8 protein-coding genes, 21 tRNA genes and 3 rRNA genes are annotated in these 14,105 nt (G+C 43.7%); 29 read left to right on the top strand and 3 right to left on the bottom strand.

Features of this window, described 5'->3' with window-relative positions; genetic code table 11:
* Nucleotides 1-104 precede the first annotated feature (104 nt).
* The 3 genes from QUF99_RS25380 to yugI all read left to right on the top strand — a co-directional run bounded on the left by QUF99_RS25380 (nucleotide 105) and on the right by yugI (nucleotide 2,287).
* Nucleotides 105-599 (top strand): Lrp/AsnC family transcriptional regulator, encoded by a 495-nt coding sequence (locus QUF99_RS25380; protein WP_289373796.1) that lies wholly within the window; start codon nucleotides 105-107, stop codon nucleotides 597-599.
* The gene (locus tag QUF99_RS25375) at nucleotides 596-1,786 is read left to right on the top strand and encodes an aminotransferase (RefSeq protein WP_289373795.1); all 1,191 of its coding nucleotides are present in this window, start codon (nucleotides 596-598) and stop codon (nucleotides 1,784-1,786) included. The genes QUF99_RS25380 and QUF99_RS25375 overlap by 4 nt, the downstream gene beginning before the upstream one ends.
* A gap of 156 nt (nucleotides 1,787-1,942) precedes the next feature.
* Nucleotides 1,943-2,287 (top strand): S1 domain-containing post-transcriptional regulator GSP13, encoded by a 345-nt coding sequence (yugI, locus tag QUF99_RS25370; RefSeq protein WP_289373794.1) that lies wholly within the window; start codon nucleotides 1,943-1,945, stop codon nucleotides 2,285-2,287.
* A gap of 143 nt (nucleotides 2,288-2,430) precedes the next feature.
* On the opposite strand, the gene QUF99_RS25365 is transcribed toward yugI, so the two are convergent.
* Nucleotides 2,431-2,664 (bottom strand): DUF378 domain-containing protein, encoded by a 234-nt coding sequence (locus QUF99_RS25365; protein WP_289373792.1) that lies wholly within the window; start codon nucleotides 2,662-2,664, stop codon nucleotides 2,431-2,433.
* A gap of 432 nt (nucleotides 2,665-3,096) precedes the next feature.
* On the opposite strand from QUF99_RS25365, the gene QUF99_RS25360 reads away from it, so the two are divergent.
* Both QUF99_RS25360 and QUF99_RS25355 read left to right on the top strand, forming a co-directional pair.
* On the top strand, nucleotides 3,097-4,449 hold the full coding sequence (locus tag QUF99_RS25360) for a glucose-6-phosphate isomerase (protein WP_289373791.1): 1,353 nt from the start codon (nucleotides 3,097-3,099) through the stop codon (nucleotides 4,447-4,449).
* A gap of 238 nt (nucleotides 4,450-4,687) precedes the next feature.
* Nucleotides 4,688-5,098 carry a YugN-like family protein gene (locus QUF99_RS25355; RefSeq protein ID WP_289373790.1) on the top strand — a complete coding sequence of 137 codons (411 nt, stop codon included), beginning with the start codon at nucleotides 4,688-4,690 and terminating at the stop codon, nucleotides 5,096-5,098.
* Here QUF99_RS25355 and QUF99_RS25350 read toward each other — a convergent pair.
* Entirely contained in the window at nucleotides 5,088-6,083 is a 996-nt protein-coding gene (locus QUF99_RS25350; RefSeq protein WP_289373789.1) for a potassium channel family protein, read from the bottom strand. The genes QUF99_RS25355 and QUF99_RS25350 overlap by 11 nt on opposite strands.
* A gap of 119 nt (nucleotides 6,084-6,202) precedes the next feature.
* Nucleotides 6,203-6,883, bottom strand: a complete 681-nt coding sequence (locus QUF99_RS25345; RefSeq protein WP_289373787.1) for an MgtC/SapB family protein — start codon at nucleotides 6,881-6,883, stop codon at nucleotides 6,203-6,205.
* Nucleotides 6,884-7,360: 477 nt separating this feature from the next.
* Here QUF99_RS25345 and QUF99_RS25340 point away from each other — a divergent pair.
* The 24 genes from QUF99_RS25340 to QUF99_RS25225 all read left to right on the top strand — a co-directional run bounded on the left by QUF99_RS25340 (nucleotide 7,361) and on the right by QUF99_RS25225 (nucleotide 14,077).
* Nucleotides 7,361-8,912: ribosomal RNA gene (locus tag QUF99_RS25340) — 16S ribosomal RNA — on the top strand.
* Between the two features lie 142 nt (nucleotides 8,913-9,054).
* A 23S ribosomal RNA gene (locus QUF99_RS25335) occupies nucleotides 9,055-11,976 on the top strand.
* 103 nt (nucleotides 11,977-12,079) lie between these two features.
* Nucleotides 12,080-12,195: ribosomal RNA gene (rrf, locus tag QUF99_RS25330) — 5S ribosomal RNA — on the top strand.
* Together the 16S, 23S and 5S rRNA genes with 21 tRNA genes alongside form the textbook arrangement of a ribosomal RNA operon.
* Nucleotides 12,196-12,200: 5 nt before the next feature.
* Nucleotides 12,201-12,276, top strand: a tRNA-Val gene (locus tag QUF99_RS25325).
* A 6-nt stretch (nucleotides 12,277-12,282) separates the two neighbouring features.
* Nucleotides 12,283-12,358 (top strand) — tRNA-Thr (locus QUF99_RS25320).
* A gap of 9 nt (nucleotides 12,359-12,367) precedes the next feature.
* A tRNA-His gene (locus QUF99_RS25315) sits at nucleotides 12,368-12,443 on the top strand.
* 20 nt (nucleotides 12,444-12,463) lie between these two features.
* Nucleotides 12,464-12,544, top strand: a tRNA-Leu gene (locus tag QUF99_RS25310).
* 29 nt (nucleotides 12,545-12,573) lie between these two features.
* Nucleotides 12,574-12,648 (top strand) — tRNA-Gly (locus tag QUF99_RS25305).
* Nucleotides 12,649-12,664: 16 nt separating this feature from the next.
* A tRNA-Leu gene (locus QUF99_RS25300) sits at nucleotides 12,665-12,753 on the top strand.
* Between the two features lie 3 nt (nucleotides 12,754-12,756).
* Nucleotides 12,757-12,830, top strand: a tRNA-Arg gene (locus QUF99_RS25295).
* A gap of 11 nt (nucleotides 12,831-12,841) precedes the next feature.
* Nucleotides 12,842-12,915 (top strand) — tRNA-Pro (locus QUF99_RS25290).
* An 11-nt stretch (nucleotides 12,916-12,926) separates the two neighbouring features.
* Nucleotides 12,927-12,999: transfer RNA gene (locus tag QUF99_RS25285), tRNA-Ala, on the top strand.
* A 14-nt stretch (nucleotides 13,000-13,013) separates the two neighbouring features.
* A tRNA-Met gene (locus QUF99_RS25280) sits at nucleotides 13,014-13,090 on the top strand.
* Nucleotides 13,091-13,094: 4 nt separating this feature from the next.
* Nucleotides 13,095-13,171 (top strand) — tRNA-Ile (locus QUF99_RS25275).
* A 17-nt stretch (nucleotides 13,172-13,188) separates the two neighbouring features.
* A tRNA-Ser gene (locus tag QUF99_RS25270) sits at nucleotides 13,189-13,281 on the top strand.
* Nucleotides 13,282-13,307: 26 nt separating this feature from the next.
* A tRNA-Met gene (locus QUF99_RS25265) sits at nucleotides 13,308-13,384 on the top strand.
* A gap of 2 nt (nucleotides 13,385-13,386) precedes the next feature.
* Nucleotides 13,387-13,462: transfer RNA gene (locus QUF99_RS25260), tRNA-Asp, on the top strand.
* Between the two features lie 9 nt (nucleotides 13,463-13,471).
* Nucleotides 13,472-13,547, top strand: a tRNA-Phe gene (locus QUF99_RS25255).
* A 37-nt stretch (nucleotides 13,548-13,584) separates the two neighbouring features.
* A tRNA-Lys gene (locus QUF99_RS25250) sits at nucleotides 13,585-13,660 on the top strand.
* Between the two features lie 7 nt (nucleotides 13,661-13,667).
* Nucleotides 13,668-13,738: transfer RNA gene (locus QUF99_RS25245), tRNA-Gly, on the top strand.
* A 9-nt stretch (nucleotides 13,739-13,747) separates the two neighbouring features.
* A tRNA-Ile gene (locus QUF99_RS25240) sits at nucleotides 13,748-13,824 on the top strand.
* Nucleotides 13,825-13,828: 4 nt separating this feature from the next.
* A tRNA-Asn gene (locus QUF99_RS25235) sits at nucleotides 13,829-13,903 on the top strand.
* A gap of 3 nt (nucleotides 13,904-13,906) precedes the next feature.
* Nucleotides 13,907-13,997, top strand: a tRNA-Ser gene (locus tag QUF99_RS25230).
* A gap of 8 nt (nucleotides 13,998-14,005) precedes the next feature.
* Nucleotides 14,006-14,077, top strand: a tRNA-Glu gene (locus QUF99_RS25225).
* Nucleotides 14,078-14,105 lie beyond the last annotated feature (28 nt).

Genomic DNA, 14,105 nt, shown 5'->3' with positions numbered 1-14,105 from the left:
TTCTTTTTTTATTTTTACATAATTCTCTAAAAAAATCTTCTTTTCAAACATAAAAGGGTATCTGTATAATTTAGAAACAAACGAAAGGAAGGGTGAAGAGTACGATGACTGAAAAAGAATTAGAACTATTAGCTTGTCTTGAGAAAAATAGCCGTTTATCTGTGGAAACGTTAGCGAAAATGCTAAATATAGAACTAGAAGAAGTAAAAATGATGATTGAGAAATTAGAAAGGGAAGAAATCATCGTTGATTATGTTACGCATATCGATTGGACAAAGGTGAAGGAACATACAGGGTTAACAGCGATGATTGATGTGAAAGTTACACCAAAGCATGGGGTAGGTTTCGATTCTGTTGCAGAGCAAATTTATCGCTATCCAGAAGTGAAATCCGTTTATTTAATGTCAGGGACATATGATCTTTCTATTACATTAGAGGGAAAAAGTATGAGTGAAGTTGCAACATTTGTTTCAGAAAAGTTAGCAACAATTGAATCGGTTGTTTCAACAACTACACATTTTATTTTGAAAAAGTATAAACATGAGGGCATTATTTATGACAAAACTGATGATGATAAACGAATTGTGGTGACACCATGAACCAGTTTGAACTATCAAGAACAGCACAGTCTTTACAACCATCCGGCATCCGCAAGTTTTTTGATTTAGCAGCTGGTATGAAAGGTGTTATTTCACTTGGAGTTGGAGAGCCAGATTTTGTTACACCGTGGAATGTAAGGCAAGCGTGCATTCGCTCATTAGAAGAGGGATATACATCATATACTGCAAATGCAGGATTACTTGAACTACGTCAAGAAATATCAAAGTATCTTCAAAAGCAATTTCATGTTTCATATGATCCAAATGAAGAAATTATTGTCACAGTTGGAGCGAGCCAAGCGTTAGATGTTGCAATGCGAGCAATTGTAAATCCTGGTGATGAAGTCATCATTATTGAACCAAGCTTCGTATCCTATGCACCGCTTGTTACATTAGCTGGCGGCGTGCCAGTAGCGGTTGCAACTTCTTTAGAAAATGCATTTAAAGTGCAGCCAGAACAAATTGAATCGGCGATTACAACGAAAACAAAGGCAATTTTACTTTGTTCCCCAAACAATCCGACAGGAGCACTTTTAAATCCATTAGAATTAGAGAAATTAGCGAAAATTGTAAAAAAATATAATCTTATTGTACTATCTGATGAGATTTATGCAGAACTTGTTTACGACGAGGCTTATACGAGTTTTGCTAGCATTACCAATATGCGGAATCATACTATTTTAATTTCTGGTTTTTCAAAAGGGTTTGCTATGACGGGATGGCGCCTTGGTATGATTGCTGCTCCTGTTCATTTTACGGAATTGATGCTGAAAATTCATCAGTATTCGATGATGTGTGCACCAACGATGTCTCAATTCGCAGCGTTAGAAGCACTTCGCTTTGGTAACGATGAAGTGATTCGCATGAGACAAAGTTATAAAAAACGACGTAACTTTATGACGACCTCTTTTAATGAGATGGGTTTAACATGCCATGTACCAGGTGGAGCATTTTATGTATTTCCGTCTATTTCTTCAACGGGTCTGTCCTCAGCGGAATTTGCGGAACAGTTGCTTTTAGAAGAAAAAGTAGCCGTTGTACCTGGAAGTGTATTTGGTGAGAGTGGAGAAGGATTTATACGTTGTTCCTATGCGACTTCACTTGAGCAACTTATGGAAGCGATGAAGCGAATGAAACGATTTGTAGAAAATAAAAAAAGGACAAAACAGAATACGTTTTGTCCATAAAAGGGGGGGAATACTAGAAAGCCATGTGTTAGTATTCTATCCCAATATTTAAAAATTATACGTAGTAAGGAAAATTTTTTCGTGACTTTTGAATGAAACGGAGGCTGGTGGTATAATTTACTAATATAAACTGGTAAATGTATAGGAGTGTTTCTTATGTCAGAACAATACATAACAGGAGTGGTTGTGAAAGGGAAAGTGACTGGAATTCAAGATTACGGTGCATTTGTAGCATTGGATGCAGGAACGCAAGGTCTTGTGCATATATCCGAAATTACAAATGGGTATGTAAAAGATATTCATGACTTTTTAAAGGTCGGGGATGCAGTAGAAGTAAAGGTACTTTCAATTGATAAAGAGCACGGAAAAATGAGTTTGTCGTTAAAAGCAGCTAAGCGAAAGCAGGGAAAGATCCTTGTGCCAAATCCATCTGATAAAGGATTCAATACATTACGTGAAAAATTAACAGAGTGGATTGAAGAATCGCAGCTCACAAAGTAAAAGAGGATAGCTTAGCTATCCTCTTTTACTATAGTTATGATATATATTGGCAAATATGATTGCATGCAATCATATTTGTATGTCGGATGGAAAGGGAGAGTCGTTGATATAGTGTGTTTTCTTAAATCAATATTGAGTTAGGATTATCGGACTTCGCGTGTTTCTGGACGTGTTTCAAATGCTTCAGATGGTTTAAATAATAAACCAAGGTTAATTAATCCAGAAATACCAACGATACCATAAATAATTCGCGCAAGGGCTGAACCTTGCCCGCCAAAGATTGCTGCTACTAAATCAAATTGAAAGAACCCGATAAGTCCCCAGTTGACGGCACCGATTACAGTAAATACTAATGCAATACGTTGTAAAGTACTCATTTTGAATAGTACCTCCTTAAATTTGAAGCATGAGTAAATAAAAGCTTCTTTATATCCAGCTCTCATGAGTGTTAAAAATTCACCATAAAGTTCGAAGTTTCACTTTATGTGAATTGCTTCTCTAATAGAATGCATATATTTTGCGGTTCTTATGCAAAAAGAATTTTTATCCTGCTATTCGCGGGTAGTAATACCCCGATTTGTTCAACTAATGATTAGTAGGGGATGAAGAAAACTCCACTGACCAAAGTTTTACTTTATTATAAATTGTATATACATCTATACAGAAAGTGACGTATTTTCATGCAAAAAATGAACTTTTTTCAAAAAATAAATAATGGATACGTTTACAATTCTCCAATCGCTTGATTTACAACTGCAGTTTCGCTAAAGTGAATACAGAAATACATATACATAATTGGAGGGAAAAAGATGAGCACACACGTAACGTTCGACTATTCTAAAGCGTTATCGTTCATCAGTGAACAAGAACTAACTTATTTACGTGATGCAGTAAAAGTATCACATCATGCAATCCATGAAAAAACTGGAGCTGGAAACGATTTTCTAGGTTGGATAGAACTTCCGCTTCAATATGATCGAGAAGAATTTGCTCGCATTCAAAAAAGTGCTGAGAAAATTAAAAATGACACGGACATCTTACTTGTTGTTGGTATTGGTGGTTCTTACCTAGGAGCACGTGCAGCAATTGAAATGTTAAACCATTCTTTCTATAATACGCTTTCTAAAGAACAACGCAAAACTCCACAAGTGCTATTTGTTGGACAAAACATTAGCTCCACTTACATGAAAGATTTAATGGATGTATTAGAAGGTAAAGATTTCTCCATTAACGTCATTTCCAAATCAGGTACAACAACAGAACCTGCTCTTGCATTCCGCATTTTCCGTAAATTATTAGAAGAGAAATATGGAAAAGAAGAAGCACGCAAACGTATTTATGCAACAACTGATAAAGCGCGTGGTGCTTTAAAAACATTAGCTGATGAAGAAGGATACGAAACATTCGTAATTCCAGATGATGTTGGTGGCCGTTTCTCTGTATTAACACCAGTTGGTTTATTACCAATTGCAGTAAGTGGTTTAAATATTGAAGAGATGATGCAAGGTGCGGCTGTGGCTCACGATGATTTTGCAAAGTCTGAGCTTGAAGAAAACCCAGCTTACCAATATGCAGTTGTACGTAATGCTCTATATAATAAAGGAAAAACAATTGAAATGCTTGTAAACTATGAGCCGGCACTTCATTACTTTGCTGAATGGTGGAAACAATTATTTGGTGAAAGTGAAGGAAAAGATCAAAAAGGAATTTTCCCATCCTCAGCAAACTTCTCAACTGACTTACATTCATTAGGTCAGTACATTCAAGAAGGACGCCGCGATCTATTTGAAACGGTTCTAAAAGTAGGGAAATCTACACATGAACTAAAAATCGAATTAGATGAGAGCGATTTAGATGGATTAAATTATCTTGCTGGTGAAACGGTAGAATTCGTTAACACAAAAGCATACGAAGGTACATTACTTGCACATAGCGATGGCGGTGTACCAAACTTAATCGTAAACATTCCAGAATTGAATGAGTATACATTTGGTTACCTTGTGTACTTCTTCGAAAAAGCATGTGCGATGAGCGGCTATTTACTAGGCGTAAATCCATTTGATCAACCAGGTGTAGAAGCATACAAAAAAAATATGTTTGCTCTTCTTGGAAAACCAGGATTTGAAGAATTAAAAGCACAGCTAGAAGAACGTTTGAAATAAGAAAAGTGGAAATGGCTCGTTCAGAATGAGAGGGGGATGGAGCTTCTGAGTAAGAGGTGGTTTATACCTCGCAGGAAGAAGCGAAGCCACCGACCATTCTAGCCATTGGAGCTGGACAGTAGAAAAGTGAAAGCTGCTTATATGAAAAGAGGTGTTAGGAAAATCCTAACACCTCTTTTGTTATTTCAATATCTTATAGGGCATGCTAGAAAAAAATATTGCGGAAAGGATGAGAGATTTGATTCCAATTCAATCGGATTTAGAGGGACATACATATGCTCTCTTCAAATTGGAACAAGTATTAAAACCGCTTGGTTATACAATCGGCGGAAATTGGGATTACGATAAAGGCTGTTTCGATTATAAAATAGATGAGGAAGAGGGGTATCAATTTTTACGGGTACCTTTCACAGCGGTAGAAGGAGAGCTTGATGTGGAAGGGGTAGTTGTTCGTCTTGATCAACCATATCTTCTTTCCCATATATATCAAGACGAACTAGATGATCAGGCTAATACGTTTGCAGCAGGGGTAACAGCATTAGACCAATTTGCAGAGCCGAAAAATCCTGATGGCGATATAGAAGAAAAGTACATTGAGATTGGAAAAGTATTGGTACGAGAAGTGGAAAAGCACCTTTTTAATGTTTAATGACGATGAATATATCTCCTTCAGTAATTACAAATGAATGGACAGGATTAATATGATATTGTCCATTACGCTGTATACCTAGTAATAGAATGTCTTGTTTTAAAAATGAATTACTGCAGAACTCAAATGTTTTCTCAAAGTATGTTGAAGCAGTGTTTAGAAGTTGTAATTTATTTTCTGTAATTTCATTGTAAAGTGTAAAGAGCACACCAGAAATTGAAGGAAATAAAAGAGAAGCGGTAAAGACATAACTTGTTAATTTATTTCCTTCAATAATTTCTGTTGCTCCTGCCCTTGTGGCATTTTGAATTTGATCAGAAGTAAGTAATTCCACAATACAGTAAATAGTAGGATTTAATCCTTTCGCGGTTAAAATATTTAAAATGGACTGTGTATCAGCTAAGCTTTCGCTTTTTTCTTTGTCTGCTGTGACTAAGATTGTATGGGCTGTACTGATATTTGCTTTTAGTAGAGTATGATCATGGTGCGGACAACCTTTAATAAATTGAAGATGCTGAAATGATTTTGGGAGCATTGGGAGCGTTTCATCTACGAGTACAATATCGAGATTTGGTTGCAAAGCATGCATTTGACTAACAACATGTTTTGCCCGTTCATTCCAGCCGACAACAATCATATGTCCATGACAAGAAGCTGCCTCTTCGCCTTTTATTTTCATATATTGTTTGCTAACCATCTCGGTAGCGAATGATACCATATAGTAAGAACCAAATCCGGTTCCTAATAAAATGAGAAGCATTGCGACAAGTTTCCCTAGAGGTGTGTGTGGAACGTAATCGCCGTATCCGACAGTAAATGTTGTGACAAGCGCCCACCATATGCCATCAAACCATGTGGAAAAGTGTTTTGGTTCTAACTGATACATGAGAAAACCAAAAAAGACAATAAGTATGATAATTAAGGTAACTAAGCGGACGATAATCGAGTTTCGAAATGCGTCTAAAATGCTGCTTCGTGAGTTCAAATTTGTATTCCTCCTCATTCCATATAGCTACATTGTTGCCATTATGAAAAAAAGAAAAACTCTCCTTCGTATAAGAGAGTTTTTATCCGGATGGATGTATGAAGGGGCATGAACACATGTTATATGCTCTCCACTTCAGTTTGTTGTACACTTTCGAGGCGCTGAATCGCATAATACACATCTGCTGTATGCTTTTTTTGATCAACAGACAGTTTTAATTGTAAGAAGTGAGAGCCGTTTTCTAATGCTTTCAATTTTATGTTCTTAACTTTAATATCCATCTCTTTTATTTCGTCAATAACTGTAGGGATTTTGTCCATTCTACTCACAACAAGTTTTACAGCAATTTCTCTCTGCCGAAATGATTTGGGTCCTAAAAATTTCATTGCTAATGGAATAAGCTCGACACTAATCATAAGAAAGCACATTCCGAAAATTGCTTCTAGATAAAAACCAGCTCCTACAGCAATACCAATACCAGAGGCTCCCCAAATCATAGCGGCTGTAGTCAGACCTGCAATACTGTCGTTTCCTCTTCTTAAAATAACACCGGCACCTAAAAAACCGATTCCGGATACAATTTGAGCAGCTAGGCGAAGTGGATCCATGGTGATACGACTGGAATGAGGTAAATTATAAGCAGCCTTAATAGAAACAATAGTAAGGAGACAACTAATAATAGAAATAACTAAGCAAGTTTTTAAACCAAGGGGTTTTCGTTTTAACTCCCTTTCTAAGCCGATGGCAAATCCCAAAATAGCAGAGAGGCCTAGCTTAATTAATAAATCGGCATAGTCCATGTTTTTACCTCCCTCTTAAATCTATTCTGCTATAACAGCAGCAAAACTAGGTAGATGGAAGTTTCGCTTTATAAAGTGAAAGTTTTAAATCGTATAAGAGTTTCACATTAAGATGATGAGGATTGAGATAATATAGCGGTAAGAAATGAAGGGAATAGCCATGAAAGTAAGTTTTCTTATGTAAGGAAAGAGCCGCTTTCTTTAAGTATATGGTGTGGAACATAAAAGTTGGTTACTTTTAAAAAAAAATTCAAAAGGGTGTTGCATTTCGTTTTTTTACATGCTATATTAATAACCGTCGCCGATGCAAAACAGCAGAAAGCGACAAATAAAATTAAAAACTTGGTTGACATCGAAATACAAGGATGTTAACATAAGGAAGTCGCAAATGAGCGGCAAACAAGTTCTTTGAAAACTGAACGAAACAAACAACGTGCAACGTCAATTTTTATTTTTATGATGCTAGACAAACTAACTTTATTGGAGAGTTTGATCCTGGCTCAGGATGAACGCTGGCGGCGTGCCTAATACATGCAAGTCGAGCGAATGGATTAAGAGCTTGCTCTTATGAAGTTAGCGGCGGACGGGTGAGTAACACGTGGGTAACCTGCCTACAAGACTGGGATAACTCCGGGAAACCGGGGCTAATACCGGATAACATTTTGCACTGCATGGTGCGAAATTGAAAGGCGGCTTCGGCTGTCACTTGTAGATGGACCTGCGTCGCATTAGCTAGTTGGTGAGGTAACGGCTCACCAAGGCAACGATGCGTAGCCGACCTGAGAGGGTGATCGGCCACACTGGGACTGAGACACGGCCCAGACTCCTACGGGAGGCAGCAGTAGGGAATCTTCCGCAATGGACGAAAGTCTGACGGAGCAACGCCGCGTGAGTGATGAAGGCTTTCGGGTCGTAAAACTCTGTTGTTAGGGAAGAACAAGTGCTAGTTGAATAAGCTGGCACCTTGACGGTACCTAACCAGAAAGCCACGGCTAACTACGTGCCAGCAGCCGCGGTAATACGTAGGTGGCAAGCGTTATCCGGAATTATTGGGCGTAAAGCGCGCGCAGGTGGTTTCTTAAGTCTGATGTGAAAGCCCACGGCTCAACCGTGGAGGGTCATTGGAAACTGGGAGACTTGAGTGCAGAAGAGGAAAGTGGAATTCCATGTGTAGCGGTGAAATGCGTAGAGATATGGAGGAACACCAGTGGCGAAGGCGACTTTCTGGTCTGTAACTGACACTGAGGCGCGAAAGCGTGGGGAGCAAACAGGATTAGATACCCTGGTAGTCCACGCCGTAAACGATGAGTGCTAAGTGTTAGAGGGTTTCCGCCCTTTAGTGCTGAAGTTAACGCATTAAGCACTCCGCCTGGGGAGTACGGCCGCAAGGCTGAAACTCAAAGGAATTGACGGGGGCCCGCACAAGCGGTGGAGCATGTGGTTTAATTCGAAGCAACGCGAAGAACCTTACCAGGTCTTGACATCCTTTGAAAACCCTAGAGATAGGGCTTCCCCTTCGGGGGCAAAGTGACAGGTGGTGCATGGTTGTCGTCAGCTCGTGTCGTGAGATGTTGGGTTAAGTCCCGCAACGAGCGCAACCCTTGATCTTAGTTGCCAGCATTTAGTTGGGCACTCTAAGGTGACTGCCGGTGACAAACCGGAGGAAGGTGGGGATGACGTCAAATCATCATGCCCCTTATGACCTGGGCTACACACGTGCTACAATGGACGGTACAAAGAGCTGCAAGACCGCGAGGTGGAGCTAATCTCATAAAACCGTTCTCAGTTCGGATTGTAGGCTGCAACTCGCCTACATGAAGCTGGAATCGCTAGTAATCGCGGATCAGCATGCCGCGGTGAATACGTTCCCGGGCCTTGTACACACCGCCCGTCACACCACGAGAGTTTGTAACACCCGAAGTCGGTGGGGTAACCTTTATGGAGCCAGCCGCCTAAGGTGGGACAGATGATTGGGGTGAAGTCGTAACAAGGTAGCCGTATCGGAAGGTGCGGCTGGATCACCTCCTTTCTATGGAGAATTGATGAACGCAGTTCATCAATATACGTTGACTTGTTTCGTTTCGTTCAGTTTTGAGAGAACTAAATCTCTCGAAATGTATGTTCTTTGAAAACTAGATAACAGTGTAGCTCATATTTTTTTAATTAATTTTGGTTAAGTTAGAAAGGGCGCACGGTGGATGCCTTGACACTAGGAGTCGATGAAGGACGGGACTAACGCCGATATGCTTCGGGGAGCTGTAAGTAAGCTTTGATCCGAAGATTTCCGAATGGGGAAACCCACTATACGTAATGGTATGGTATCCTTACCTGAATACATAGGGTATGGAAGACAGACCCAGGGAACTGAAACATCTAAGTACCTGGAGGAAGAGAAAGCAAATGCGATTTCCTGAGTAGCGGCGAGCGAAACGGAATCTAGCCCAAACCAAGAGGCTTGCCTCTTGGGGTTGTAGGACATTCTATACGGAGTTACAAAGGAACGGGGTAGACGAAGCAGCCTGGAAAGGCTCGTCATAGAAGGTAACAACCCTGTAGTCGAAACTTCGTTCCCTCTTGAATGTATCCTGAGTACGGCGGAACACGTGAAATTCCGTCGGAATCTGGGAGGACCATCTCCCAAGGCTAAATACTCCCTAGTGATCGATAGTGAACCAGTACCGTGAGGGAAAGGTGAAAAGCACCCCGGAAGGGGAGTGAAAGAGATCCTGAAACCGTGTGCCTACAAATAGTCAGAGCCCGTTAATGGGTGATGGCGTGCCTTTTGTAGAATGAACCGGCGAGTTACGATCCCGTGCGAGGTTAAGCTGAAGAGGCGGAGCCGTAGCGAAAGCGAGTCTGAATAGGGCGTTTAGTACGTGGTCGTAGACCCGAAACCAGGTGATCTACCCATGTCCAGGGTGAAGTTCAGGTAACACTGAATGGAGGCCCGAACCCACGCACGTTGAAAAGTGCGGGGATGAGGTGTGGGTAGCGGAGAAATTCCAATCGAACCTGGAGATAGCTGGTTCTCCCCGAAATAGCTTTAGGGCTAGCCTTAAGTGTAAGAGTCTTGGAGGTAGAGCACTGATTGAACTAGGGGTCCTCATCGGATTACCGAATTCAGTCAAACTCCGAATGCCAATGACTTATCCTTAGGAGTCAGACTGCGAGTGATAAGATCCGTAGTCAAAAGGGAAACAGCCCAGACCGCCAGCTAAGGTCCCAAAGTGTGTATTAAGTGGAAAAGGATGTGGAGTTGCTTAGACAACTAGGATGTTGGCTTAGAAGCAGCCACCATTTAAAGAGTGCGTAATAGCTCACTAGTCGAGTGACTCTGCGCCGAAAATGTACCGGGGCTAAATACACCACCGAAGCTGCGGATTGATACCTATGGTATCAGTGGTAGGGGAGCGTTCTAAGGGCAGTGAAGTCAGACCGTAAGGACTGGTGGAGCGCTTAGAAGTGAGAATGCCGGTATGAGTAGCGAAAGACGGGTGAGAATCCCGTCCACCGAATGCCTAAGGTTTCCTGAGGAAGGCTCGTCCGCTCAGGGTTAGTCAGGACCTAAGCCGAGGCCGACAGGCGTAGGCGATGGACAACAGGTTGATATTCCTGTACCACCTCTTTATCGTTTGAGCAATGGAGGGACGCAGAAGGATAGAAGAAGCGTGCGATTGGTTGTGCACGTCCAAGCAGTTAGGCTGATAAGTAGGCAAATCCGCTTATCGTGAAGGCTGAGCTGTGATGGGGAAGCTCCTTATGGAGCGAAGTCTTTGATTCCCCGCTGCCAAGAAAAGCTTCTAGCGAGATAAAAGGTGCCTGTACCGCAAACCGACACAGGTAGGCGAGGAGAGAATCCTAAGGTGTGCGAGAGAACTCTGGTTAAGGAACTCGGCAAAATGACCCCGTAACTTCGGGAGAAGGGGTGCTTTCTTAACGGAAAGCCGCAGTGAATAGGCCCAAGCGACTGTTTAGCAAAAACACAGGTCTCTGCGAAGCCGTAAGGCGAAGTATAGGGGCTGACACCTGCCCGGTGCTGGAAGGTTAAGGAGAGGGGTTAGCGCAAGCGAAGCTCTGAACTGAAGCCCCAGTAAACGGCGGCCGTAACTATAACGGTCCTAAGGTAGCGAAATTCCTTGTCGGGTAAGTTCCGACCCGCACGAAAGGTGTAACGATTTGGGCACTGTCTCAACCAGAGACTCGGTGAAATTATAGTACCTGTGAAGATGCAGGTTACCCGCGACAGGACGGAAAGACCCCGTGGAGCTTTACTGTAGCCTGATATTGAATTTTGGTACAGTTTGTACAGGATAGGCGGGAGCCATTGAAACCGGAGCGCTAGCTTCGGTGGAGGCGCTGGTGGGATACCGCCCTGACTGTATTGAAATTCTAACCTACGGGTCTCATCGACCCGGGAGACAGTGTCAGGTGGGCAGTTTGACTGGGGCGGTCGCCTCCTAAAGTGTAACGGAGGCGCCCAAAGGTTCCCTCAGAATGGTTGGAAATCATTCGTAGAGTGCAAAGGCATAAGGGAGCTTGACTGCGAGACCTACAAGTCGAGCAGGGACGAAAGTCGGGCTTAGTGATCCGGTGGTTCCGCATGGAAGGGCCATCGCTCAACGGATAAAAGCTACCCCGGGGATAACAGGCTTATCTCCCCCAAGAGTCCACATCGACGGGGAGGTTTGGCACCTCGATGTCGGCTCATCGCATCCTGGGGCTGTAGTCGGTCCCAAGGGTTGGGCTGTTCGCCCATTAAAGCGGTACGCGAGCTGGGTTCAGAACGTCGTGAGACAGTTCGGTCCCTATCCGTCGTGGGCGCAGGAAATTTGAGAGGAGCTGTCCTTAGTACGAGAGGACCGGGATGGACGCACCGCTGGTGTACCAGTTGTTCTGCCAAGGGCATAGCTGGGTAGCTATGTGCGGAAGGGATAAGTGCTGAAAGCATCTAAGCATGAAGCCCCCCTCAAGATGAGATTTCCCATAGCGTAAGCTAGTAAGATCCCTGAAAGATGATCAGGTTGATAGGTTCGAGGTGGAAGCATGGTGACATGTGGAGCTGACGAATACTAATAGATCGAGGACTTAACCATATAATATGAATGCTTGTGTTATCTAGTTTTGAGAGAATATAAAAAAACTTGTTGACTTTTTAAATCAATCAAGTATAATAATGATTGTCTCAAATAAATATAGTCTGGTAATGATGGCAGAGAGGTCACACCCGTTCCCATACCGAACACGGAAGTTAAGCTCTCTAGCGCCGATGGTAGTTGGGACCTTGTCCCTGTGAGAGTAGGACGTTGCCAGGCAAAGTGGAGGATTAGCTCAGCTGGGAGAGCACCTGCCTTACAAGCAGGGGGTCGGCGGTTCGAGCCCGTCATCCTCCACCATATATTGCCGGCTTAGCTCAATTGGTAGAGCAACTGACTTGTAATCAGTAGGTTGGGGGTTCAAGTCCTCTAGCCGGCACCAGTAACTATGGCGGTTGTGGCGAAGTGGTTAACGCACCGGATTGTGGCTCCGGCATTCGTGGGTTCGATTCCCATCAGTCGCCCCATTTTTTAAAAAAGATAATATGCGGGTGTGGCGGAATTGGCAGACGCACCAGACTTAGGATCTGGCGCCTTTGGCGTGGGGGTTCGACTCCCTTCACCCGCACTTTTAATTTTATAACTCATACATGTCTTGCGGAAGTAGTTCAGTGGTAGAATACAACCTTGCCAAGGTTGGGGTCGCGGGTTCGAATCCCGTCTTCCGCTCCAATTTTCAATATGACATGCCGGGGTGGCGGAACAGGCAGACGCACAGGACTTAAAATCCTGCGGTGGGTGACCACCGTGCGGGTTCGACCCCCGCCCTCGGCACCATATGCGCCCGTAGCTCAATTGGATAGAGCGTTTGACTACGGATCAAAAGGTTAGGGGTTCGAGTCCTCTCGGGCGCGTTTTTTCTTAACGGGAAGTGGCTCAGCTTGGTAGAGCACCTGGTTTGGGACCAGGGGGTCGCAGGTTCGAATCCTGTCTTCCCGATAGTTAGTCATGGGGCCTTAGCTCAGCTGGGAGAGCGCCTGCCTTGCACGCAGGAGGTCAGCGGTTCGATCCCGCTAGGCTCCACTTAACTTTATTATGGCGGTGTAGCTCAGCTGGCTAGAGCGTACGGTTCATACCCGTGAGGTCGGGGGTTCGATCCCCTCCGCCGCTACCATAAAGGACCTTTAGCTCAGCTGGTTAGAGCAGACGGCTCATAACCGTCCGGTCGTAGGTTCGAGTCCTACAAGGTCCACCATTTAAAGTAAATATCTCGGAGGTATACCCAAGTCTGGCTGAAGGGATCGGTCTTGAAAACCGACAGGCGGCGAGAGTCGCGCGGGGGTTCGAATCCCTCTACCTCCTCCATTTTTTCTAAAAGAATATTGTATCGTCGCGGGGTGGAGCAGTCTGGTAGCTCGTCGGGCTCATAACCCGAAGGTCGCAGGTTCAAATCCTGTCCCCGCAACCAATGGTCCCGTGGTGTAGTGGTTAACATGCCTGCCTGTCACGCAGGAGATCGCCGGTTCGACCCCGGTCGGGACCGCCATTTATTTTTGGCTCGGTAGCTCAGTCGGTAGAGCAGAGGACTGAAAATCCTCGTGTCGGCGGTTCGATTCCGTCCCGAGCCACCATTATATTTCATTTGGTGATTGCTTATTTTGTTTAAATGAGCCATTAGCTCAGTTGGTAGAGCATCTGACTTTTAATCAGAGGGTCGAAGGTTCGAATCCTTCATGGCTCACCATTTTTATGCGGGTGTAGTTTAGTGGTAAAACAAGAGCCTTCCAAGCTCTGGTCGAGAGTTCGATTCTCTTCACCCGCTTTTGGTTTTGGGCCTATAGCTCAGCTGGTTAGAGCGCACGCCTGATAAGCGTGAGGTCGATGGTTCGAGTCCATTTAGGCCCACCATTATTCCGCAGTAGCTCAGCGGTAGAGCTATCGGCTGTTAACCGATCGGTCGTAGGTTCGATTCCTACCTGCGGAGCCATATAGAGAAGTACCCAAGTGGCTCAAGGGGCTCCCCTGCTAAGGGAGTAGATCGCTTACGCGGTGCGAGGGTTCGAATCCCTTCTTCTCTGCCATATATTTTGGCCCGTTGGTCAAGCGGTTAAGACACCGCCCTTTCACGGCGGTAACACGGGTTCGAATCCCGTACGGGTCATACGAAAAGAGATAGCATAATCTGCTAT

This window comes from Bacillus sp. DX4.1, from assembly GCF_030348195.1.
Taxonomy (GTDB): domain Bacteria; phylum Bacillota; class Bacilli; order Bacillales; family Bacillaceae_G; genus Bacillus_A.
The sequence above is the reverse complement of the archived record's forward strand: the minus strand, read 5'-3'. Positions and strand labels throughout refer to the sequence as shown.

Bases quoted from the DNA above. Each gene is read 5' to 3' on its own strand.
- QUF99_RS25380 (WP_289373796.1), top strand. From the start codon at position 105: ATGACTGAAAAAGAATTAGAACTATTAGCTTGTCTTGAGAAAAATAGC.
- QUF99_RS25375 (WP_289373795.1), top strand. From the start codon at position 596: ATGAACCAGTTTGAACTATCAAGAACAGCACAGTCTTTACAACCATCC.
- yugI (WP_289373794.1), top strand. From the start codon at position 1,943: ATGTCAGAACAATACATAACAGGAGTGGTTGTGAAAGGGAAAGTGACT.
- QUF99_RS25365 (WP_289373792.1), bottom strand. From the start codon at position 2,664: ATGAGTACTTTACAACGTATTGCATTAGTATTTACTGTAATCGGTGCC.
- QUF99_RS25360 (WP_289373791.1), top strand. From the start codon at position 3,097: ATGAGCACACACGTAACGTTCGACTATTCTAAAGCGTTATCGTTCATC.
- QUF99_RS25345 (WP_289373787.1), bottom strand. From the start codon at position 6,883: ATGGACTATGCCGATTTATTAATTAAGCTAGGCCTCTCTGCTATTTTG.